Here is a 22,335-nt window from a genome sequence, read left to right on the forward strand (position 1 = left end):
GTTTACGTCCTTAAACGGGCATGTTCATAATTTCCTGATACGCATTAACAAGCTTGTTGCGTACTTCGGTCATTGCGCGGAACGACAAATCCGCTTTCTGCGAGGCAATCATTACTTCGGCGAGGCTCGAGTCAGTCGCGCCAGTCTCAAACGCCTGCTTCATTCCAGCGGAAGCCTGCTGGGTACTGTTCACTTCGGTAATCGCGTTCTTCAGCAAATCGCCGAAGCCGGTGCCAGCCGCCGGCTGTGCCGACTGCGGACCATGCAGTTCCGACTGCATGGCACGAATCTGGCTGAGCAATTGTTGTGGGCTGATTTCGCTCATCGGTGGATCCTCATCCGTACAGCGTTGATTGTTGATTGGCGTCGGTATCGACACCTTCGTCGCGCATACGCGCAAGTTTGTAGCGCAGCGTTCGTGGGCTTATGCCCAGCGCTTTCGCTGCGGCCGATCGTTTACCGTGGTGTGCACCCAGCGCACTGCGGATACGTTCGTATTCGTGTTGTTTGACTTCGTCCTGCAAATTGGCTGCAGCAGGTAGCGCGGCTGGCAGCGGCGCTGCATCGCATTCTTCGAAGGCGAGGTCTGTTGCCCTAACCGTTGCACCACTGAGCATGATGAGGCTGCGTTGCACGAGGTTGTCCAGCTCGCGAACATTACCGGGCCAATCGTGACTCAATAAGCGGGCAATGGCGCACTCGGCCAGGAGAGGCCGCGGCCCACTGGCATTGTGATGGCGTGCGATAGCCAGTTCCGTCAGCGGCAGGATGTCACCACTGCGTTCGCGCAACGGCGGAATTCGCAGTGGAAAGACGTTCAATCGGTAGTAAAGGTCCTCGCGGAACGCGCCATCGCTGACGCATTGCCGAAGGTTGCGGTTGGTGGTGGCGAGCACACGAACGTCGAGTGCTATCGTCGTGCGACCCGCCAGGCGTTCAACTTCGCGCTCCTGAATGACGCGCAGCAGTTTGGCCTGCAGGGACAAATCCATCTCGCTGATTTCGTCCAGCAACAAAGTGCCACCTTCGGCCTGTTCGAATTTGCCGGGATGCGCCGACGTTGCTCCCGTGAATGCGCCTTTCTCGTAACCAAACAGGACCGCTTCCAGCATGTTTTCCGGAATGGCCGCGCAGTTAATGGCTACAAACGGCTTGTCACGTCGCAGTGAGCGGTCGTGTATGAAGCGGGCGAACACTTCTTTACCGCAACCGGATTCACCACTGATGGTCACCGTCGCATCGCTGCGAGCAACTCTCTCGGCGATACGCAGCAGTTCGATGGTCTTGGCATCGCCGGCAATGGGTTGACTGTCAGCGACATCAACGTGCATGTAGCGATCAACCACGGCGATCAGTTCATCGGCTGCAAACGGTTTGACGAGATAGTCTGATGCGCCATCGCGCATGACATCAACCGCGTTTTCGATCGTGCCGTAGGCCGTCATCAAGACAGCAGGCATGGCCGGGTGTTGCCGACGGATTTCGCTGAGCAACTGATGGCCACTCATCGGCTCCATTTGAATGTCGCTGACCACAAGCCCTACTCGCTCGCGGTCCAGTATGTTCAAAGCTTCGGCACCACTGCCCGCGGACAACACCGGGTAGCGACCGCTGGCCAGGGTATCGGATAAGGCAACGCGTAAATTCGCGTCATCTTCAACAATCAGTACGGCAGCATCATGCATGGCAGAAGCCCCGCTCGGGTGCGCGTAGCGACGCGGGTATTGCGGCTGCCGGCAAGCACAACGAAACAGTGGTGCCCGCGCTGCTGGATTCGAGTACGACCTCCCCTTGATGGGCGTCGACAACTGAGCGAACCACGGCAAGGCCCAGGCCTGTGCCTTGTGGCCGGGTGGTAAAGAACGGTTCGAATACTCTCGCGAGTTCCTCATCAGGAATTCCGCAACCGTTATCAGACACTGTCAGGCAGATACGATCTGCATCCCGCCAAGCACCGAGATCGACCCGGCCTACATCGCCACAAGCGATCAATGCATTGTCCAGTAGATTCAGTAGCGCGCCTTTCAGTGCGCCACGATTGCCCGCTATGCGGAGATTGCTATCGGCGACATTGACGGCAACACGTGATGAGGCGCCCATCGGCACCGAGCCGGTTTCAGCGACATCGGCGAGGAGCAACGCGACGTCAATGCCTTCATCGTCGTGATTCGGACCCGATGCAAACTGCAGCATATCGTCGACCATTCGATCGAGTTCCCGCAGTCTCGCCACCACCTTGCCTCCAGGACTGGCATCGGAACTATCACCAGGCGACATTTGCGAGGCATACAACAAGGCTGATGCCAAAGGCGTGCGAATCTGGTGGGCCAGTCGCGCCGTCATTTCACCGATGGCAGACAAGCGCTGTTGGCGGGCCAGCATTTCGGTCATTCGTCGGGTTTCTGACACATCAGTTAGCAACAGGATTTCGCCAAGATCACGACCCAGCCGCCGGCGTTGCATGCTCAGCACCCGACCATCGTGTAATTGCAGCTCACCGTCCGCGTTGTCGACGGGAGCGAATTCGCGTTTCGCGACTTCAGACCAGGGTCGGCCGAGCAACGGCTGATTCAGCAACGTGGCCGCTACTGCATTGCATTCGCTGATGATGCCGCGGCAGTCGAGAACGACGACTGCGCCGGGCAGTGCTTCCAGCGTATTCGCAAGCTGTTCGCCGAGACGCTCTTTCGCCAGCAACTCGCGGTGCCGGGCCGATTGCGATTCGTCGAGACGCGCCGTCAGACTGGCAACCCGCTGTTGCAGTTCACGGTACGAACTCTCGAGCAGTGCTGACTGCTCGTTGAACGCATTGAACGCTGACTCTAGCGTTGCGGCATTTGTGGCGCTGGCGATCACTGACGAACTCCGATATTCCTCTTCCTGCCCTATCAAAGCAAGATATGTGCCAAGGTGTCTTTACTTGAAAAACAATAACTTACGAACGATTCATGACGGCTTCCGGCGTCGGAAATCTGACACCTGGCGGACTACTGACGAACTCCTGAGACTTCACCCGTGCGTAACGAAGACCGTAATGCGCGCGCTGGCGCATCCGGCCGTTGCCGGCTCGCGGTGCATGTGCAAAGGATTGGAGTGGCTACCGCACGGACGCGCAGTAGCCCCATAAAAGGCGGTGGTGACCGCGTTTCAGGCGATGCCGTACTTGTTGATCTTTTCCAGCAGTGTCGTGCGCTGCATCTGCAAACGACGCGCCGCTTTGGCGACAACACCCTCCGAGGCTTCCAGCGCCTGCACGATGAGATCACGCTCAACATCCTGCAAGTACTGCTTCAGATTGGCAGTGGTTGCGCTGCCGACTGCCGATAATTCCGGCGATTGGCCGGCATCGGCTGTTGCTGATTCGGTGGTTTGGTACTTGTGCGGCAAATCAGCGAGGTCTATCTCGCCTTCCGGAAACATGATCGCCAGGCGCTCGACCAGATTGCTCAGTTCACGAATATTGCCCGGCCACGGGTAGCGCGCCAGGGCGGCAATCGCAGCAGGTGTCAGCCGTAAGCTGCTGTCTGAGCCCGGCACGTGCTGCATCAGTAACTCGTCCAGCAATGCGGGCAAGTCTGCCGCACGCTTGCACAATGGCGGCATCTCAATCGGGAATACATTCAGGCGATAAAAAAGATCTTCGCGGAACGTGCCATCGGCAACCATAGCCGGCAGATCGCGATGCGTAGCGGCTATGATTCGCACGTTGCATTGCTGAGTCGCGTTGCTACCTACCCGTTCAAAAGTACGTTCCTGCAATACGCGCAGAAGTTTCACCTGCATTGGCAAACTCATGTCGCCGATTTCATCCAGAAACAGTGTTCCGCCTTCCGCCAGCTCGAAACGGCCAACCCGGGTGCTGACAGCACCGGTAAACGCGCCTTTTTCGTGGCCAAACAGCTCACTTTCCAGCAAATCGGCCGGTATGGCACCGCAATTGATCGGCACAAACGGCCGTGCTGCGCGCTCGGAAAGGTCGTGGATGGTTCTTGCAACCAGCTCTTTGCCGGTCCCCGATTCGCCGGTGACCAGTACGTTCGTATCAAAGTCTGCGACCTGCTCGATCATCTTGCGGACCTTGCGAATCGTGGACGAACTGCCGGTCAGCCGTTGGCGCTGCTCGCGACCGTCGTAGCGCTCTGCCCGCCGCAACAGCTGTTGCAATTGTGCGCGACGAATCGGCAATTCGAGTGGCCAAGCGTGCTTTTTCTGAAGATTGCTGTCGCGTACCTTGGAGGCCAGCAACACTGGCATGTTCGGTCGTGCATTTAGCAAGTCGCTAACTGCCGTCTCTAGCTCACCACCAACGATAGTATCGCCGAGCATCAAGGCTATGCCGCTATCGAGGTCTAATTCCTGCAGGGCTTTCGGATTGGCGGCGATCAGGGGCTCGTAGTTCAAGAAGCGCAAGCGATGACTGAGTTCTGCCGCACGATCAATGTTCTCGTCCATGACGAGTACTCGGGCCTGACTGGTATTGCTGTTGGTCATCGTGCCTTTCCGAAACGCTCAGCTGCCGGGTGGCAACTGCAGTGGAGAAAAGCATAGTCGCCACCAGCCCTTTACGAACGTGACCGGACTCACAAATAATCAAGATATTGTCAAATTTTTGGCGGTATCTGGTTCTTTCGACCGGAAATTTGTCAAGCGCTGGATTTTTGACGCTACCCCTGCACTTTTTTGCGTACAGGTGGTTACAAACCCAACTATTGTCAAATCGGCCGAATGAGATTCAGCGGTGGGCCCGGTAAATATCGGTGGCTTTGCGGCCCCTCTGCAGTTTTGCGAGATCACCGGCCAGTTCGAGTCGGGCACTCTTGGCCAAAGCCAGCAAGCGGTCCGTGGATTTCTGCGCGGCCCGCAGCGCCGCATTGCGGTCCGAACCGGTCATGCCATCAAGCAAGGCATTGCGTTCCGTCATTAGCGTCTCGACTTCCTCCCAATGGCTGCCGGCCGCCAACACTTCAATGCGCCGGTGTAAATCTGCCAGTGCTGCAAGCGTCATCGGAGGATTCTTGGAAACGGCCATCAGTCTGTCGTCGGTTCCGGCTTACGCCAGTCCGGCCGCCATCGGTTGTTCGGCGATTTCATCGCCAATCGCGTCCCAGGCTTCTTTCACCTGACGCATCAAGCCAGCCACTTCCTGCAAAATCTGGTCGTCGTTCTTCAGGTTAGCTTCAAGAAGGCGGCGAGACATGTAATCGTACAGCGCGTCGAAGTTGCCACTTAAGTCCGAATCCACTTTGTGGTTCAGGCTGGCTTGCAGCCCACTGATGATGCCAATGGCATCACCAATGTGCCGGCCTTTTTCGTTGATGGCATTGCGTTCCAGATGACCGCGGGCAATGGCAATCTTCGCCAGCGTCCGCTCCATCATCAGCTGTACCAAGCGATAGGGTGACGCTCCTTCCACGGCCTGCCTTGTACCCACCTGCCGGTATTCACGCATCGCTGCCATCCCGCTGTTCTGCATCATGTCGTCGTCCCTGATTTCTTATTTGTTGCCAGACCCGCCAACGCTTGGCAATGCAGCCAGTTGCTGGGTCAGGAAGTTACTGGTGTTAGTGAGTTGACCAACCAATGCATCAAGCGCATTGAACTGGCGTAATAACCTAGTTTCGAGTGCCTGCAAGCGTTCGTTCAAACTATCACGCTGCTCACTGAATTGTTCAATCGTGGTATTGAGTCCATCTGTGCGGGTCGTCAAGGGACCCTCGTCGTCGAGAAAACCTTCGACGCGATCAAAGAGGCGTACCGCGAAACCGTTCTCGCTGGCGAACAAGCGTCCCACGTTTTCGAAGTCATCGGCCAGTACCGCATCTAGGTCAGCCGAATCGACACTCATGGTGCCGTCCAGTCCAATCTCGATACCAATCTCACTCAAAGTGTTGAAGGTTGCGTCAAGATCGCCAATGCTGGTACTCATCTCCCGACGCAACTGGTCTCGCACGCCGCGCAAGGACGAATCGCCAAGCAAGGGTCCCGCTATTTCTCGCTCGGCATCAAAAGAAGACAGTTGATCGAACGTCGCCACAAGTTGATTGTAGCTCTCAACAAATTCGTTCACTCGCAACTTGACCGCTGCAGTGTTGTTCTCAACCGTCAGGGTTTCCGTACTTCCGGCATTGCTTTCATGGACATCGATGGTAACGCCATCGATGGCGCCGGTAATGCTGTTGCTGCTGCTGGTTACATCCAGGCCATCGATGCGAATTAACGCGTCCTGCGCCGCGATGCTTTCGGTCAATGAATTCAAACCGTTCAGCGGGTCGTACTCCAGGGCCGCAAGCCCACCGTCACCACCGCTCTGAGTAACCGTGATTGAGTTTGCCGCGCCTGAGTCTTCAGCGCTGAGTATCAGGTAGCTACCTGCTGCTGCGTTGACGATGGTCGCCGCTACGCCACTATTATTGCTCGCTGCGTTGATTGCATCACGAATGCCGGAAAGCGTGTTGTTCTCTTCGTCAATTTCAATGCTGAATGCTGTACCACCGACGTCCAGTTGCAAGGTGCCAGTGCCGACAACCGCATCGGCATCAACGAATGCACCTGATTGCAGTTTTTGAGCTGAGGCAGTGTTGACGACCTCGACGGCGTAACGTGCGGGTACGGCATTACTGTTAACACTGACCGAGAAAATCTCGTCGTTGCCTGACCTGGCCTGTCGATTAAGAAAACTGTCCAGGGTGCGCATGCCATCAAGCTTGTCACGGAACTCTGACAGCGATGACTTGAGAGTGCCAAAAGCGCTAAGCCGTGCCTGTGCCTTGGCTTCGCCACTGGCGATGCGCCGCTCGGCAGGCTGACCTTCCGCGGCAACCAACTGGCTCACCAGGCTGCTGACGTCCAGTCCCGAACCGATACCTGTGGAAATAATGCTGGCCATAATTGCGGTTTCTGCTTCTCGTTGTGCGTGGATGGGTGCTGCAAACCGCAGCGCTACCGCTAATCAATACAAGTTCCGTGCCAAGCGAACCGTCCGACGAGAATGCGTTGGTCTCAGACCACGTCGTCGTAAAGTCTTACCGTCAGCGCGCCGTTCTCCTCGCGTGTCGGCGAAACCTTCTCCGGCGGTATTTGCCGGATAATCTCCCCGGTTTCCCGGTCCAGAACCTGAATCACGGAGTGTCCGCTATCCAGATTGACTTCGAACCTTAGATCCCGACCTATCGATTGAGTCGCCAAATTCAGCTTCTCAACTACGGCCTCAATGTCCACTTGTTCCGGTTCAACCGGCAAGAGCTTGCCGTCCACCGGGACCGGCTTGCCGCTTTGCTCAGTCGTACTCGACGCCGCCGGTCGCACCTGAATTCGGTGCACACCGGTGCCGGAAATCGAATTGGCTGCTGATTCCGACATGACTGACTCCTGAAATAACCGGTAAGGCAGCATCCCTGCCGCCTTACCGATTCAAGCTACTTTCTGCGTGCTTACTGCAGCAGACTCAACGCTAACTGCGGCTGAGCATTGGCCTGAGCCAATACCGAGACGCCAGCCTGTTGCAGAATCTGCGCCTTCGTCAGCGCGGCGGTTTCTGCAGCAAAGTCAGCATCCTGAATACGACCACGTGAGGCCGACAGGTTTTCGCTGACGGTTTGCAGGTTGACAATGGTTGACTCGAAACGGTTCTGGATAGCACCCAGGTTGCCGCGCAAGCCGTTCACTGCGGTCAGAGCCGAGTCAACACGAGCAATAGCGAAGTTAGCGCCTGCTACTGTGTCAACGCCCATGCCAGCCAACGTCGTTGCAGTTGCAGCGGTTTCATCAGCTGTCACTTCAGCGTCCAGGCCAAGCGTGTTGGCGCCTGCTGCGACGGTTTCAGTAATCGTTATAGCTTCGCCGTTCTGCGACAAGATCTGCAGTTCGCCATCACCGTTAACAAAGGCCGCAACGCCAGTGACGTTACCTTCGTTAATAGCGGCAGCTGCCTGCTGTGCTGTGCTTCCGGCCGCAACGACAACGGAACCATAAAGATCAGCGTCCGTGCCATCACCAAATGTGACCGTAATGTCATCGGTAGTAGCCGACGTGTCAAAGTCGGTTCCTGCCACTGTGTTAACCGTACCCATAGCTGACGCTGTTACGTCAGTAGTCAGGCTTACAGAGATCGTGTCACCAACGTTAGCGCCAACCTGGAAGGTTGCCGTGCCGAAGGAACCGTCAAGGACTTTTACGCCGTTGAAGTTCGTTTGTTTTGCAATACGATCGATCTCAGCGATACGCTCAGTTACTTCAGCGTTCAGTGCTTCGCGATCCGATGCAGAGTTGGTAGCGTTGACCGACTGTACTGCCAGCTCACGAATGCGCTGCAGGTTGTTGGTCAGCTCGCCCAATGCCGATTCGGTCGTCTGCGCCAGGGAAATGCCGTCACTTGCGTTACGAGCAGCCTGGTCAAGACCACGGATCTGCGTGGTGAAACGCTCGGAAATTGCCAGTCCTGCAGCATCATCCTTTGCGCTGTTAATACGCAGGCCGGTAGACAGTCTTTCAAGCGACTGATTCAGCAAGCCTTGCGAACGATTCAAATTACGTTGTGCATTTAGCGAAGCAACGTTTGTATTGATCGACTGTGCCATGTCATTAACTCCTGATTAATAATCCCGGCGTCCGTAGCAGCCGGTCTGATTCGCACGGCTCGCGAACTTGTTTCGCTACCGCCTTACGGGGAGGTTATCGGTATGGCTCGGAAAAACTTTAAGCAGATTCAGTACAATTTTTGAAAATGAGACCGGCGTTGCGCCGGCATTTGCAGAAGAATCTTTAGCGACTATTTGTCGAACTGTGACGTGTATCACGAAAGTTGAATCAACCACCTTCGTTATCGGAAAATCCGGCTCTAGAGGAAATTAAACAGCGACAGACCTTGCGTTCGAATGAACGATTGCTGCGCGGCTTCAAGTGTTGTCGCTTGAATACTCAGCCTCGAAATAGCTTCGGCGTAGTCGAGCTCCTCGATCCCGGATATTGTGGTCTCGAGAGTCAGCCTAAACGATGCATTGCTATCGACCTGACTCTCAATAGCACTCAGACGGGTACCGACCTGAGTACGTACCGTCAGAATATTGTCGATAGCCTGATCGATATTCTGTAAGGCACCGTTCACGCCGTTGTGCAATCCAGCGCGTTCGGCATCATCACTCACCGGTCGCTCCAGGATGTTCGCAAGGTTCAATACATTGCTGAACATATCGACATTCCGGCTCGGCTCGATGTTGAACTCGTCGCCGGCAGCCGGCGCGCCATCAATAGTGAAACGTATACCACTGAACGCTATTGAATCGCCTGGCGCAAAACTATTGCTGCTGACAACCGCACCACCGCTATCGACAACGTCATAGCTGTCGCTTGCCGTGAAGCGGACCGTATAACTGTCACGGTCGTATTGACTTGGGTCTATGACACTGTTGACAGAAACAACGCCAGTGCCCGTGTTGCCGGTAGCTGCGCTGCTGCTGAAGGTGCCATTGCCGTCTTTGATCTGGAAGAAGATAGCAGCACCGGAATCACCGTCAGGAATCTGCCGGTCTGCGCCAATCTGTATCAGCCGCTGGCCCTGATCGCCGGCGTAAGAAAATGCATCGCCCTGCTGGCTGACAGGCGCCGTGCTGTCGCGGTTGCCCGCGAACAGGTAGCGACCCGAGCCGTCTCGTTGATTGGCGATCTGCACCAGTTGATCGACCCGCTCCCGCAGTTCAGCGGCAATCAAGCTGCGCGACTGCGGCGATTGCGTATCGTTGTTGCCTTGAATGGCGAGCTCGCGAATTCGTTGCAATGCATCGTTGACGCTGACGAGCGCGGTCTCTTCGTAGTTCAGCCGGTTTTGAGCGACCTCGCCGTTGCGATCAAACTGATCAAGGCGTGACAGTGACTCCCGCATTTCCACCGTTCGCGCCGCGGCGATCGGATCATCAGCGGGAGACAGGAGGCGAAGCCCTGTCGAAAGTTGTTGTTGCGTACGGTCAATGGCCGACTGCAATTGCTGCATCATCGACAGAGCGCTCAGATGTGAACCGCTGGTCGAAATTCGCATATCTTATCTCCGCGTCGCGCTGATCAGGGTGTCGAACATGCTGTTGGCCACGCTGACCACGTGTGCCATAGCCTGATAGGCCTGCTGGTATTTCAGCAGGTTCGCGGCCTCTTCATCGAGGTTCACACCGGACTTTGCAAGCTGGCTGGCTTCAGCGTTGGCCAGTACGACGCTCTGCGCGTCAAAATTCATTTGTACCTGACGGGTAGCGCTACCGATTTGACCAATGAGCTGGCCATAGCTGTCGTTAATGCTGGTCGTACCGCCATTAAGAATGCCCTGGGCCTGAACGTTGGCAAGCAACAAGCCGTTGCGATTGTCGCCACTCGCGCCGCTGTTAGCCTCCAGCGTAAATTCGTCGCCCGCTTGTGGCACGCCACTGATTGCAAACTGGGAGCCGTTAACGATGATCGGCTCACCGCTAACGTAGGCGAACGAACCTGCGCCGTTCACACTGTAAGTTGCAGGCCCGGTGAACTGAATCACCGCTGTATCCAGCAATGCCGGATCGTCACGATCCACTACGTCGGTCGCCGAAATGCTGCCGGTGCCGGTATTGCTCAGACTGGCCAGCGTGCGGGTAGGGCCCGCCATCGCGATCTGCTGTGCATCGTCCATCGTGCGTGTAATGGTCTCGGCGCCGTTCATCGATGACTTGATCATGATCCTGTCACCAGCCGCCGGCGCACCGCCCGCAACGATGCTGATACCGTCCGCCACGAGCGGGTCTCCAACCGTGCCGGTTCCGGTCATGCTGACTGCAGCGCCGGTATCGGCACGCATCATGGAATAAGCGGCACCGTCGTACGTCAGGATGTAATCGTCGCCAGTCACAGCGCCAAGGTCGGTAATAGTCGCCTCTGCTGTACCGCTACCAGTGTTGCGGTTGGAGTAAGTAACACCGGGGTCACCGATGCCAAAGAAATCGCCGCCCATATTGCCGTACAGGTCCATACCTGCTGCGTTTTGCTCATTGAAGGTCACTGCTACTGCCTGGGCTGTTAGGCCCAGTGACTGCCGTGCCGGGTCCAGCATCTGATTGCGGAATTCAAGCAGTCCGCCCAACTGACCACCAGTCAGGCGGTTGTCCATCACTGCTGTTCCAGAGGGCGTTTGGTACGCAACCTCAAGACGCGTTGGATCGAACTCGCTGCCCTGGGTGGTCAGCTGGCGCGCTTCACTGCCGACCACGAGCGTTTGCCCGTTGCCGATAAAGATATTCATGGAACCGTCTGATTGTTGCACGCTGTCAACGGGAACCAGCGCCGCCAAATCACGGACCAGCAGATTACGCTGATCGAGCAAGTCGTTGGGTGGCTGGCCATTCGCCGCCTGACCCAGCGTTATTCGGTCATTCAGATCAGCGATGGACGTAGACAGCTGATTGATGTCGGTCACCGCCGCGGACAAGCGCTGACTGATTTCCGAATCAAGATCGGCAAACTGGCGGTCCATTTCCGAGAAACGCAGCACCAGGCTGTCGGCCTCGCCCAGCAATGCCGCACGGGTTGGCAATGACGAAGGGTCGTTGGCAATGTCCTGCACGGAATTGAAAAATGACTGCAACTGGTTATTAAGCCCGGAGCTCGGATCCGCAATCAGCGTATCGAGGCGGCTGGCAAGATCATTCAGGGCTTCGAAGCGCGCATGGCTGGTCGTGCTGGTTTGCAGCTGGCCGCCAATTATTTCGTCGTAAACTCGTTGAATGGAACTGATCTGGGTACCGGAACCAATATAGCCGTTGTACACGCCCTGCCCCGGGCGCGCGGAAAACTCCGTGACCTGACGGCTGTATCCCGGCGTATTGGCATTGGCGATGTTGTGACCGGTCGTTTCCAGCGCACGCTGAAACGCGATCATTCCCGTTAAACTCGTTGACAATATATTCGGCATAGCGATTCCCTGGGCCGTTAGTCCACACTGGCCATAGTGCCCGCCGAGGTTATCGGCCGACTCGAGTCAATCTTTAGCGCACTGAGCGCGCCCTGCATTGTGTCGCTGCTCAGCACCCGCGATATTTTTTCTGCGTAACGCGGGTCAGTCGCGTACCCCGCTTCCTGCAATGCACCGGCGAATCCGGCTACGTTGCCGCCCTGACCGATGGCCTGGTCATAGCGACCACGGGTCAGCAAGAAGTCTGCGTAGTCATCAAATGCCGCGCCAACATTGGGATAGGAACGGAAGCGCTCAACTCGTCGTTGCGCAACGCCATCTTCGTATTCGACCGTCGAGCGGGCTACGCTGTCACCCTGCCAGTCGGATCCAGCCTTGATACCGAACAGGTTGTAGCTGCTGCTGCCATTGGCGTCCTGCATAACATGGGCGCCCCAGCCTGTTTCCAGTGCGGCCTGCGCAACGATCGCCCGCGGTTCAACGCCCAGTGCGGCTCCGGCGCGCTCTGCGTGCGACCACACATCTTTAACGAACGATTGCGGCTCTGACCAGTCTGGCAACTCCGCCACTTCGCCGTCCTTCCGGCGACTGGCCGGCAGCGTGAAGGTTTCCCGGCTCATCGGCACCTGACCGACTTCACCACCCATTTGCCTGACCAGCATGTCCGCCAGTCCAATACCGCGACCGTTAGCCATTTCCAGAGATAATTGTTGATCGAACATGTCCTGGTACATGTCCATTTGTTCGCTGCCAAACATCGGTTCGGCCAGCTTGGCACCGCGCATATTCTTGAGCATCGACTGCACGAACAATGCTTCGAACTGTGACGCAACCTCACGCAGCGCCGCCGATTCCTGGCGGTCCGCGCTGGCTTTCAAGGTTGTGAATTGTCCGAAGTCGGTGATCGAGGCAGTCATCGAAAAAACTCAGATAACAACCAGCTCGGCACGCAATGCGCCGGCCTGCTTAAGCGCCTCAAGTATCGCCACCAGGTCACCCGGTGCCGCGCCCACACGATTAACAGTGCGCACAATCTCATCGAGACTCGTACCCGGCGCGAACAGGAACATGCTCGAATCCTCTTCTGTAATCTGCACTTGCGAACTCGGTACAACCACCGTCTGACCGGCATCCGAGAATGCGGCTTGTGGCTGGCTGACTAAAGGCTGTTCGCTGATGGTTACTACCAGCGAGCCGTGCGAAACGGCTGCTGGCGATACTTGTACGTGCGCGCCGATAACAACGGTTCCGGTTCTGGAATTAATAATGACCTTGGCGGAACCCTGCCCCGGATCCACTTCAAGGTTTTCGAGGTAAGCGAGAAACGACGTGCGCTGATTAGCATCCGTCGGCGCACGCACACTGACCGAAACCGGATCAAGTGCTTCTGCTGTTCCAGCGCCGATCGTCTCATTGATGAGCGAGGCCAAACGGTGCGAGGTGGTGAAATCCGGCGTGTGCAGGTTCAACAGAATCGCGTCGCTCGCGTGAAAATCGCTGGGAACCGTACGTTCAACAGTGGCTCCGTTCGGAATTCGCCCGGCGCTCGGAATATTGACGGTTACGCTGGAGCCATCGTTACCGCTGGCACCGAAACCGCCGACAATCAGGTTGCCTTGCGCAATCGCGTAAACGTTGCCATCAGCACCACGTAACGGCGCCATCAGCAAACTGCCGCCACGCAAACTCTTCGCGTTACCAATGGACGACACAGTGATATCAATGGTCTGGCCCGGCTTCACGAACGGAGGTAAGTCGGCGTGGATAGTGACCGCCGCGACGTTTTTCAATTGCAGGCTGGTCCCTTCGGGTACCGTGATACCGAACTGCGTGAGCATGTTCTTGATGCTTTGTACCGTGAAGGGTGTCTGGCTGGTCTGATCACCAGTGCCGTTCAGGCCCACGACCAGGCCGTAGCCCGCCAGTTGGTTACTACGCACGCCAGCGACGGCTGCAAGATCTTTGATTCTGTCGGCCAGTGCTGGTTGCACAAGGATCGCAATCACCAGTAAGGCCGTAGCTGCGCGGGATAGTATGTTCTTGTTATTCATAATACGGCGCCTAGAACGGTGTCAGTACGGAATGAAAGAAACGCGAGAACGGACCCATTTTGTTGGCCGCCGCGAGAACTCCCTTACTGCTGTATGAAATATGGGCATCGGCAACCTTTGCCGACGGTATGGAGTTGTCCGGTTCGATATCGTAGGCGCGGATGATGCCGGACAGACGAATGAATTCATTGCCCTGGTTCAGCAGGACGCGTTTTTCACCGCGGATACGCAGGTTGCCGTTCGCATAACGCTCGACAACTGTCACCGTGACATTGCCTTGCAAACTGTTGCTTTGATTGCTCGACCCTGCTCCCTCGAAACCCTGCTCACCAGCCAGCGCGCCGTCGAAGATCGCGATGCCGTCGCGGGTTACCGGGCGACCCAGGAAGGTCGGTGTGCTCAGTTCGGTTTCGGTGGATTTCGATGTCCGCGTGTTGGACTGCAATGAGGCATTGGTACTTTCCAGTAAACGCACGGTCAGAATATCGCCAACCCGGCCGGCCCGCAGGTCCTCAAACAGCCGTGTTGCGCCGCCTTGCTGATAAATGGCACCACTGGTCGCGGGAGCCAGCTCCGGCATAACTGGTATGGGCGGCTCGTAGGGATCACGCATGGCATCGATGCGAGCACAGCCCGTCGCCGCCATCGCGATCACTGCGATGCCGGCGCCGCGACGTATCTGTTCAAGAAATTTACGCTTCATTGCTGATTCCTGTTTACAGGTTGTTGTTCAGGTACTGCATCATTTGATCGTTGGTCGAAATTGCTTTCGAGTTCATTTCGTACGCGCGTTGCGTCTCGATCATGCTGACGAGTTCAGATACGACGTTAACGTTCGAACCCTCGAGAGAGCCCTGCAGCAACTTGCCAAAGCCGTCCAGGCCGGGTGTACCGGTTTGCGGCGTACCACTGGAAGCGGTCTCGAGGAACAGGTTTTCGCCGATAGGCTGCAAGCCAGTCGCATTGATAAAGTCGACGGTCTCCAGCGTGCCGACCTGCGCCGGTATGGGTTGGCCTGCCAGCTTGACGCTGACAATGCCATCGCCACCAATCGTTATGCTTTGCGCGCCATCGGGAATAACGATGCTCGGCTGCACGCGGTAACCACTGGCCGTTACCATTTCACCTTCTGCATTCCGCTGAAACGTGCCGTCACGGGTATAGGCCAGATTGCCATCAGGCGTCAGTATCTGGAAAAAGCCGCGGCCATTGATCGCCACGTCCAGTGCGTTCTCTGTTTGCAACAGATTGCCCTGCGTGTGCAGTTTCTCGGTTGCAACCACTCGTACGCCGGTACCGATATTCATACCGGTCGGCAACGTCGTGTCCTGCGAAGACTGGCCACCCGCCTGGCGCACGTTTTGGTAAAGCAAATCTTCGAACACTGCCCGGTCCTGCTTGAAGCCGGTGGTGTTCACGTTCGCAAGGTTGTTGGAAACCACGGACATGCGCGTCTGTTGCGCATCCATTCCGGTTTTGGCAATCCACAAGGCCTGATTCATATCGTTCTCCGTTTCCTGTATCCGGACTTAGCCAACACGCATCAGTTGCGCGGCTGAGTCAGCGTTTTCTTTCGCCGTCTTCATGGCGTTTACCTGCATTTCATACTGCCGGGACAGCTCGATCATATTCACGAGTGTCATCGCCACGTTCACGTTGCTTTGTTCCAATGCACCAGCCGTCAGCGTTATGCTTGAGTCGGCATCGGCGGTTTCGCCGTCCGGCAAGTGCAACAATCCATCGTTGCCTTTGCTCAATTGCTTGATGTCCGGATTGACCATTTTTATTCGATCGACAATAACCAGCGCTTCAGGCCCCTGCCCCAGCGGCTGCACGGAGACCGTACCGTCCGCCCCGATGGTCAGGCTGGAATTCGGTGGCACCGCTACAGGGCCGCCATCACCCAGGATCAGGTGTCCTGCCCCGTTTGACAGCAAGCCGCCGGAGTTAACCCGCAAGTCGCCAGCCCTGGTATAGGCTTCCGACCCATCCGGAGCTTGCACTACGAAAAAACCCTGGCCTTGTATCGAAACATCCAGATCACGACCGGTGTTCACTAACGGTCCCTGTGCGAAATCTGTACCGTACGAGTCGACGACGGCATTCACGCGCGACTCGGCTCCCGGACCTTCGATAGCGATCGATGAAAAGGCATGCAGATCGGCCCGAAAACCGCTGGTCGAGATATTGGCCAGATTGTTGCTGTTGATGGCCTGTGCGTATTCCGTCTGTTTCGCACCGGTCATCGCCAGATAAACCATTTCGTCCATGTGCCTGCTCCCTTAGGTCCGGTTACCGTCAGTCGTACTAGCGGATGTTAATGACGGTTTGGGTAACGGTGTCAGCAGTCGAAATCATCTGGGCATTCGCCTGGAAGTTTCGCTGCGCCGTTATCATCTGCACGAGCTGCGCGGTCAGGTCCACGTTCGATGCCTCGAGAGCACCGGACTGAATATTGCCGAACGATGCAGTACCGGCTTCACCAAGCAGTGCATCACCAGAGGCAAAAGACTGCCCCCAGTTTGTGTCCCCGAGTTGCTGCAAGCCCTGCGGGTTTACAAAGTTGGCCAATGCCAGCTTGCCCAGCGACGTGGACTGTCCGTTGGTGAAGCGGGCGAAAACCACACCCTCTGCATCAACGCTGACGCCCGTAAGTCGGCCCGTTGTGTAGCCATCCTGTGAAAGCGAGTTCACACCGAAATTGCTGCCGAACTGGGTGGCCGTTGAGAAATTGAGGTCCATGGCAATGTCCGCAGCGCCCGTAGAAGGCGTGTAGGCGGCGAGCGTCATATTGCCGGTTGCTGGCGTATTGAGACTGCCATCGTTGTTGAACGTGATCTGCGTAGATCCCGCAACTGCAGCACCGTCTATCTCCACCTGGGTGTTCCAGGTGTTCGGTGCCGCGTCCTTAACGAAGTAGACGGTTGCGGTGTGCGCGGCGCCAAGTGAGTCGTAAATGGTTACGGACGTGGTGTGGTTAAAACTGGCCGGGTCCGCAGGATCAAAAACCGGGTTGGTCGGGGCCGTCGCGTTGGCGGGCAAGTTCAAGCCGAAGTTTGAGACTGTCGTAGCCGCCGGTGGGTTCGCGCCGGTTGTCAATTGCAAATCCGTCGGTGTACCGGTATTGAACAAGCCGTCACCTGCGAACGGGTACGACTGCAAGCGCGCACCCTGCGCGTTGGTTACGTAACCCTGATTGTCGACACCGAAAGCACCGGCACGAGTGTAAGTGCGTGCGCCGTTGTCACTGAGTACGAAAAAGCCTTCGCCGCCAATTGCCAGATCGAGGGCGTTGTCAGTGAAGTCGATATTGCCTTGCGTAAACTGCTGCGCGACCGACGAAAGGCGCACGCCGCTTCCAGAGGCACTGGAACCAACACTTTGAGTACCGACGGCAAAGACCTCGGCAAACTGAGCGCGTGATTCTTTGAAACCGTTGGTGTTTACGTTGGCGACGTTATTGGCTGTAACTTCCAAATCTGCCGATGCAGCGTTCAATCCGCTAAGAGCTATCGCAAATGGCATGGTGTATCTCCTGAGTGAATTCCGTTTCGAATTTGTTTAGTTAATCTGGCGTACACGAGCGAGCGACATCTGCTCACCGCTGGCCAGATTCAGTGTTAGTCCCGAGCCGCCGCGGCCCAGCGATACGCTGGCGACATCCGCTTCTATCAAGGTCGGCACGCTTTCAATTTCATTGCCGTACTGGACGCGCGCTGCAATTTCGTACTGCCCGTCTGCGACGATCTCACCGCTGTCATTCCGGCCATCCCAGTTAAAACGGGAGACTCCGGATGGTTGTGCACCGATATCAAAGCGCCGCACGAGCTGACCGCTGGCATCCGTGATTTCAATTTGCACGTTGCTGACACTGGAAGGCAGCTCAACGGCGCCGGTTACGCTGCCACCGTTGCTGACCGTGCCTATATCTGATTCAGCCAAAACGGTTCGGCCTACCAGGCCCGCCGCCTGCAACGCCTGATCTGACTGAATAGATGACTGCAAACCGGAGAACGCACCGTTCAATTCATCGATACCGCTGACGGTGCCGAACTGAGCGAGCTGCCCGAGGAAGTCGCCATTGTCCATCGGCTCAAAAGGATCCTGGTTGCGAAACTGGGCCATCATCAGGGTCATGAAGGCTTCCTGACCCAATTCGGTTCGCGCCGAGTTGTCGGCGGACGGCTGACCTATTCCAAGACTGTCGAACGCGTTTATTTCATTCATAGTTGTCATTCATCCTTGAGTGCTAGCCCTGACGGCCAAGCGCCAGCGTCTGCAACAACAGATCGCGGGTTGTATTGATCATTTCAACGTTGTTCTGGTAGGAACGGGAGGCCGACATCATGTTGACCATCTCCTCCACTGTGCTGACATTACTGACGTAGACGTTGCCGTCCGCATCCGCGTCGGGATGATCCGGCCGGTATTGCACGTTCAGCGGCGCCGTGCTTTCAGTAACTCCGGTCAGGCGAACTCCGCTCACACCTGTTTGCGCCACCAACGCGTCATTAAAGGTTGCGAATACGGGCTGCTTCGCTCGGTACACTTTTTCGGGGTCGCCACTCACGCTGCCGGCGTTAGCCAGGTTGCTCGCGGTAACGTTCAGGCGTACCGACTGCGCGTTCATGGCACTGCCGGCAACATCGAATACTTTAAACAGTGACATCAGTCACCTCCTTTGATCGCGTATCGCAGACCTGAAATTGCACCGTTCAGAAACGTCAGGCTGGCGCGGTATTGCACGGCGTTCTCAGCAAACGCGGCTTGTTCAACGTCTGTTTCGACGGTGTTGCCGTCGAGTGTTGGCTGAGTCGGTACGCGAAACTTCAGTTCGGCACCTGTAGATGTAAAACCGACGCCCTGGTTATGCAGCACGCTCGTGGTCTTCATCGGCAACGCGCCGCCCGGGCCGCCCTGTGCGCGTTTGAGCGCCGAGGCAAAATCCAGATCGCGGGCCTTGTAGTTCGGCGTATCAGCGTTGGCAATGTTCGACGACAGCACTTCGTTGCGCTGTGCGCGCACTCGTAAAGCGTGTTCGTGTGTGGCAAATGCCTGAATTTTCATGATCCGTATTCCCGAAGGCTCCAATACTTGCTGCAAATAGCTATGCAACTGCCATGCCAACCCGGGGAAACCGAGCAATCGCAATTCTTCGCTAAAGTTTCGCGTGCGGCTGCCGACATGGAATCGATCGTCCAGGCGGCAAAGCCTTGCCGCAAAAGCGGCAAGGACTGGTTCAATCGGCCGCGAAATCACCGCCACAGGCACTGGCATGCCTCTTGCATTGGCCTATAGACAAGAAATATTCGCCTGCAAACGGATCTGCTCCGTTGTTAGGTGAACCAATGAAATCAAGAGGAACTGCAACGCCAATGGCCAAAGGCTGCCGAAAATTCGTCGAACTTTTGACGCCGCATAGCGGCTGCCGTCGTGTAACTGACGTTATGCGGCTGACACGCCTGTGCTGGATTTTGTGCCTGACACCGTTTGCCGTTGCGGCAGAACAGAACGAGGGCTTGCAGACCCTCGCCGACATCGAACAGGCCGCGGAAGCCTTTCTTGCCGCGCGCACGACCGGCGGCACCGCCAGCGCAGTAGCGCTCGACCAGCGCTTGCGACTCGCCGACTGTGAGGAACCGTTGCAAGCTTACCTGCGCGACGGCGCAAAAATCCGACAGCGCACTATAGTAGGAGTCCGCTGCACAGGTCCGCAGCCGTGGAAAGTGTATGTGCCGGTGAATATCGTCGTAACCGAAACGGTACTGGTGCTCACGAACAACCTGCCGCGCGGTCACGCACTGACAGCCGCCGATCTGAAGCGTGAAAAGCGCGACGTCTCCCGATTGCCGGGCGGCTACCTCGCCTCGGTCGAAGAAGCCGTCGGGCACAGGCTGAAACAATCGCTGCGGGCCGGGAATATCGTGACGCCGGCCGCTTTGCAGGTTGAACTGCTGATTCGCCGCGGTCAGACCGTAACCCTGAACGCGGCTACCGACGCCATCAATATCCGGATGACCGGCAAGGCCCTGATGGATGGCGCGTTAAATCAAAGAATACGGGTCGAGAACATGAGTTCCGGCCGGGTGGTCGAAGGCCTTGTGCGCTCGGCCGAACGGGTTGAGGTGTTGGTCCAGTGACGCGATCACGGGCTGGCGAGCGGAGTTTTTTTTATTTATGTCTGCAAAAGCTAAAGTTGCGCGGCCAATGGCCGATAACGGGCTTGAGCAGCAATGATTGTTGAGGGTTGGGATTATGTCTAACACGATAAAACCGGTGGATCCAAACATGCTGACGAAAATTTCGGACAAAGTAGGTAGCGCCAGGGACGCCTCGTCGACCGGTGATTCCCGCCGTGCCGAAGAGCATCGCCAGGCACCAGACAGTAAAGTAAGTCGCGACACTGTTGAATTGACCAGTGGCGCTAAATTACTGGAAAGGCTGGATAAAACGCTTGCCTCCTTGCCAGATATTGATGCTTCCCGGGTTGAAGCGGTCAAAACGGCCATCGCCAATGGCGACTACGAAATCGACGCGAGCAAGATCGCTGATGCGTTGATTCGCAGTGAACGCGAGTTTGGAGCCTGATCGTGATGCCGTCATCTGCGACCCAACTTGAGAACATTATCGAAGGCGGTATCGACGGTACCAGCCGCCTAGTGGCAATACTCGGTCGCGAACGTGCTGCTCTTGAAGCTCAGGATGCTAGCCTGTTGCTGGAACTTGCGACAGAAAAGAAAGGCTGCCTGGACGAACTCGAAGCGCTTGAAACCCAGCGCACGGCTCTATTGAGGCAGCGCAACTTCAACAACGATAACGCCGGTATGCAGAACTTGCTGGCAGGTACCCGGAGCGCCGACGGCTGGCAGCGATATCTTGACCTCGCGGCCCGCTGCCAGGCAGAAAACCAGACCAATGGCGCGATCATCCGGCTGCGTCATCAACAGATTTCCGCAGCGTTGGCCGTTGTTTCCGGCGAGCGCCAATCCACTTACGGCCCATCCGGTAACCGTCCAGCCGCCCAGTCACGGGCGCTGGCACAAGCCTGACGCGCCACGCAGACCAGGACAGCGCCCATGTTGATCATCAGCCGCAAAGACGCCGAATCCATCGTGATTCGACCGTCCGATGACGTGGACCCGCAAACGACCCTCGCCGACCTGTTCCAGAACGGTCCTATTGAAATTACCGTTTTCTCTGCCGGTGGAAACCGGGTCAAAATGGGCGTTCAGGCGCCCAGCCAGCTCAGTATCTGGCGAAAAGACGCACAAGACGGCGTCGCCGCGTAACCGCGCTCTCTGGTAAAACAATTTACCTCTCTGTTTTTGCTAGCTTTTTTCCCTGAAACTATGCGTCGCCAGATTTTGTTGCGACGCACCAAAAGTTCTTGACAGCCTGTCGCTGAAGCCTTATTGTGCGTTGCAACATTGGTGCACTGCACAATTATTTACCCAGGGACAACAACCATGAACCAGCCTATCGAACAGTCGATGGACCGCATTTCAAACGCCGCTGAGAGTGGCCTGCATTCGCTCGTAAGTGGCGCCCGTCAGCGCAGCAAGCGCGCCGCGCAAAGCATCACCGCTGGCAAGAAACCATTAAAGACACTGACCGGTCTTGGCCTTAAGTTGTCAGCGGTTTCTCACCAGACGACCGACCGCATTCTGAAACAACAAACCACGCTGGCCGCCAATCAGCTCGACATGATCGCCATGCGCCTCGAAAGCGCTGCCGATGCCAGTTGCCTGCGTGATCTGGTCAAGAAGCAGATTCGCCTGACGCCAGAACAATTGTCGCGACTCGGCCGGGATACTAAAGCATCGTTCGGCATCGTAATGAACGCTGGCAGCGAAGCTCGTGAGGTCATGACGGACACGATCAAATCGTTTCGCAAGCCCGCGAAAGCGACAAAGTCACCGACCCGCAAAGCCGCTAAATCGGCAAAAGCAACCGTCGCGAAGGCCAGCAAATCGGTCAAGAAGACCAGCAAGAAGGTTGTAAAGAAGACCGCCAGAAAAACCGCAACAGCGGCCAACAAGGTCGCCAGCGCAAGCTGACTGGCGACGCCTGCATTGTGACGCGCCGGAGACGAATGATCTGGCACGTTGAACGCGTACCCAAGGCGTTCAACCCGAACCGCCTGCCGCTCCCCCGGCGCAGGCGGTTTTTTTTTGCCGCTGGTGCTACGCCAGCCTCGGGACGCCGTTCCGCTGCCGCAGACCGCCCTCTCCTGTTTCACGAACGTGAAACAAGGGGGACTATCGAGTCTCGCTCTGTATAATCCAAACGCAATTACTGCGCGAGTCATCCGGCCTCTTGGCCGTTTTGCCCGTCTGGCTATGTAGATCGGACCATTTACGA

At 56.7% G+C, this 22,335-nt stretch carries 25 protein-coding genes; 5 read left to right on the forward strand and 20 right to left on the reverse strand.

Annotated features, from left to right (window positions below; all coding sequences use genetic code 11):
• Positions 1-10: 10 nt before the first annotated feature.
• From fliE to flgB, 20 genes are all read right to left on the reverse strand, one after another.
• A complete protein-coding gene (gene fliE / locus AC0L8N_RS01845; protein WP_473665871.1) occupies positions 11-325 on the reverse strand; it encodes a flagellar hook-basal body complex protein FliE in 315 nt (104 codons plus the stop codon).
• Positions 326-335: 10 nt separating this feature from the next.
• Positions 336-1,685 (reverse strand): sigma-54-dependent transcriptional regulator, encoded by a 1,350-nt coding sequence (locus tag AC0L8N_RS01850; protein ID WP_473665872.1) that lies wholly within the window; start codon positions 1,683-1,685, stop codon positions 336-338.
• A complete protein-coding gene (locus AC0L8N_RS01855; RefSeq protein WP_473665873.1) occupies positions 1,678-2,856 on the reverse strand; it encodes a sensor histidine kinase in 1,179 nt (392 codons plus the stop codon). The genes AC0L8N_RS01850 and AC0L8N_RS01855 overlap by 8 nt, the downstream gene beginning before the upstream one ends.
• Positions 2,857-3,147: 291 nt before the next feature.
• The gene (locus AC0L8N_RS01860) at positions 3,148-4,491 is read right to left on the reverse strand and encodes a sigma-54 dependent transcriptional regulator (RefSeq protein ID WP_473665874.1); all 1,344 of its coding nucleotides are present in this window, start codon (positions 4,489-4,491) and stop codon (positions 3,148-3,150) included.
• Positions 4,492-4,732: 241 nt separating this feature from the next.
• Complete coding sequence (locus tag AC0L8N_RS01865; protein ID WP_473665875.1) at positions 4,733-5,005, reverse strand: hypothetical protein; 273 nt, start codon at positions 5,003-5,005, stop codon at positions 4,733-4,735.
• A gap of 45 nt (positions 5,006-5,050) precedes the next feature.
• The gene (fliS, locus tag AC0L8N_RS01870) at positions 5,051-5,476 is read right to left on the reverse strand and encodes a flagellar export chaperone FliS (protein WP_473665876.1); all 426 of its coding nucleotides are present in this window, start codon (positions 5,474-5,476) and stop codon (positions 5,051-5,053) included.
• 18 nt (positions 5,477-5,494) lie between these two features.
• Entirely contained in the window at positions 5,495-6,886 is a 1,392-nt protein-coding gene (gene fliD, locus AC0L8N_RS01875; protein ID WP_473665877.1) for a flagellar filament capping protein FliD, read from the reverse strand.
• A 113-nt stretch (positions 6,887-6,999) separates the two neighbouring features.
• On the reverse strand, positions 7,000-7,359 hold the full coding sequence (locus AC0L8N_RS01880) for a flagellar protein FlaG (protein WP_473665878.1): 360 nt from the start codon (positions 7,357-7,359) through the stop codon (positions 7,000-7,002).
• Between the two features lie 71 nt (positions 7,360-7,430).
• Positions 7,431-8,576, reverse strand: coding sequence for a flagellin (locus AC0L8N_RS01885; protein WP_473665879.1), 1,146 nt, complete (start codon positions 8,574-8,576; stop codon positions 7,431-7,433).
• A 260-nt stretch (positions 8,577-8,836) separates the two neighbouring features.
• Positions 8,837-10,030, reverse strand: a complete 1,194-nt coding sequence (gene flgL / locus AC0L8N_RS01890) for a flagellar hook-associated protein FlgL (RefSeq protein ID WP_473665880.1) — start codon at positions 10,028-10,030, stop codon at positions 8,837-8,839.
• A gap of 3 nt (positions 10,031-10,033) precedes the next feature.
• Positions 10,034-11,923, reverse strand: a complete 1,890-nt coding sequence (gene flgK / locus AC0L8N_RS01895) for a flagellar hook-associated protein FlgK (protein WP_473665881.1) — start codon at positions 11,921-11,923, stop codon at positions 10,034-10,036.
• 17 nt (positions 11,924-11,940) lie between these two features.
• Positions 11,941-12,840 carry a glucosaminidase domain-containing protein gene (locus AC0L8N_RS01900; protein ID WP_473665882.1) on the reverse strand — a complete coding sequence of 300 codons (900 nt, stop codon included), beginning with the start codon at positions 12,838-12,840 and terminating at the stop codon, positions 11,941-11,943.
• A 9-nt stretch (positions 12,841-12,849) separates the two neighbouring features.
• On the reverse strand, positions 12,850-13,974 hold the full coding sequence (locus tag AC0L8N_RS01905) for a flagellar basal body P-ring protein FlgI (protein WP_473665883.1): 1,125 nt from the start codon (positions 13,972-13,974) through the stop codon (positions 12,850-12,852).
• Between the two features lie 10 nt (positions 13,975-13,984).
• Positions 13,985-14,677, reverse strand: coding sequence for a flagellar basal body L-ring protein FlgH (locus tag AC0L8N_RS01910; RefSeq protein WP_473665884.1), 693 nt, complete (start codon positions 14,675-14,677; stop codon positions 13,985-13,987).
• 13 nt (positions 14,678-14,690) lie between these two features.
• Positions 14,691-15,476 carry a flagellar basal-body rod protein FlgG gene (gene flgG, locus AC0L8N_RS01915; protein ID WP_473665885.1) on the reverse strand — a complete coding sequence of 262 codons (786 nt, stop codon included), beginning with the start codon at positions 15,474-15,476 and terminating at the stop codon, positions 14,691-14,693.
• 27 nt (positions 15,477-15,503) lie between these two features.
• A complete protein-coding gene (gene flgF, locus AC0L8N_RS01920) occupies positions 15,504-16,244 on the reverse strand; it encodes a flagellar basal-body rod protein FlgF (RefSeq protein WP_473665886.1) in 741 nt (246 codons plus the stop codon).
• A gap of 37 nt (positions 16,245-16,281) precedes the next feature.
• Complete coding sequence (gene flgE, locus AC0L8N_RS01925; protein WP_473665887.1) at positions 16,282-17,499, reverse strand: flagellar hook protein FlgE; 1,218 nt, start codon at positions 17,497-17,499, stop codon at positions 16,282-16,284.
• Positions 17,500-17,535: 36 nt separating this feature from the next.
• Positions 17,536-18,201 carry a flagellar hook assembly protein FlgD gene (locus AC0L8N_RS01930; RefSeq protein ID WP_473665888.1) on the reverse strand — a complete coding sequence of 222 codons (666 nt, stop codon included), beginning with the start codon at positions 18,199-18,201 and terminating at the stop codon, positions 17,536-17,538.
• Positions 18,202-18,223: 22 nt separating this feature from the next.
• Positions 18,224-18,643, reverse strand: coding sequence for a flagellar basal body rod protein FlgC (gene flgC / locus AC0L8N_RS01935; RefSeq protein ID WP_473665889.1), 420 nt, complete (start codon positions 18,641-18,643; stop codon positions 18,224-18,226).
• Complete coding sequence (flgB, locus tag AC0L8N_RS01940) at positions 18,643-19,041, reverse strand: flagellar basal body rod protein FlgB (RefSeq protein WP_473665890.1); 399 nt, start codon at positions 19,039-19,041, stop codon at positions 18,643-18,645. The genes flgC and flgB overlap by 1 nt, the downstream gene beginning before the upstream one ends.
• A gap of 380 nt (positions 19,042-19,421) precedes the next feature.
• Here flgB and flgA point away from each other — a divergent pair, with 380 nt between their 5' ends.
• The 5 genes from flgA to AC0L8N_RS01965 all read left to right on the forward strand — a co-directional run bounded on the left by flgA (position 19,422) and on the right by AC0L8N_RS01965 (position 22,031).
• Positions 19,422-20,114: a flagellar basal body P-ring formation chaperone FlgA gene (flgA, locus tag AC0L8N_RS01945; protein ID WP_473665891.1), complete on the forward strand. Its 693-nt coding sequence runs from the start codon at positions 19,422-19,424 to the stop codon at positions 20,112-20,114.
• Positions 20,115-20,262: 148 nt separating this feature from the next.
• Positions 20,263-20,562, forward strand: coding sequence for a flagellar biosynthesis anti-sigma factor FlgM (gene flgM / locus AC0L8N_RS01950; RefSeq protein WP_473665893.1), 300 nt, complete (start codon positions 20,263-20,265; stop codon positions 20,560-20,562).
• Positions 20,563-20,567: 5 nt separating this feature from the next.
• On the forward strand, positions 20,568-21,023 hold the full coding sequence (locus tag AC0L8N_RS01955) for a flagella synthesis protein FlgN (RefSeq protein ID WP_473665894.1): 456 nt from the start codon (positions 20,568-20,570) through the stop codon (positions 21,021-21,023).
• Between the two features lie 27 nt (positions 21,024-21,050).
• Positions 21,051-21,263 (forward strand): carbon storage regulator, encoded by a 213-nt coding sequence (locus AC0L8N_RS01960; protein WP_473665895.1) that lies wholly within the window; start codon positions 21,051-21,053, stop codon positions 21,261-21,263.
• A gap of 177 nt (positions 21,264-21,440) precedes the next feature.
• Entirely contained in the window at positions 21,441-22,031 is a 591-nt protein-coding gene (locus AC0L8N_RS01965; RefSeq protein WP_473665896.1) for a hypothetical protein, read from the forward strand.
• Positions 22,032-22,335 lie beyond the last annotated feature (304 nt).

This window comes from Woeseia sp. D3-10 (assembly GCF_055809415.1).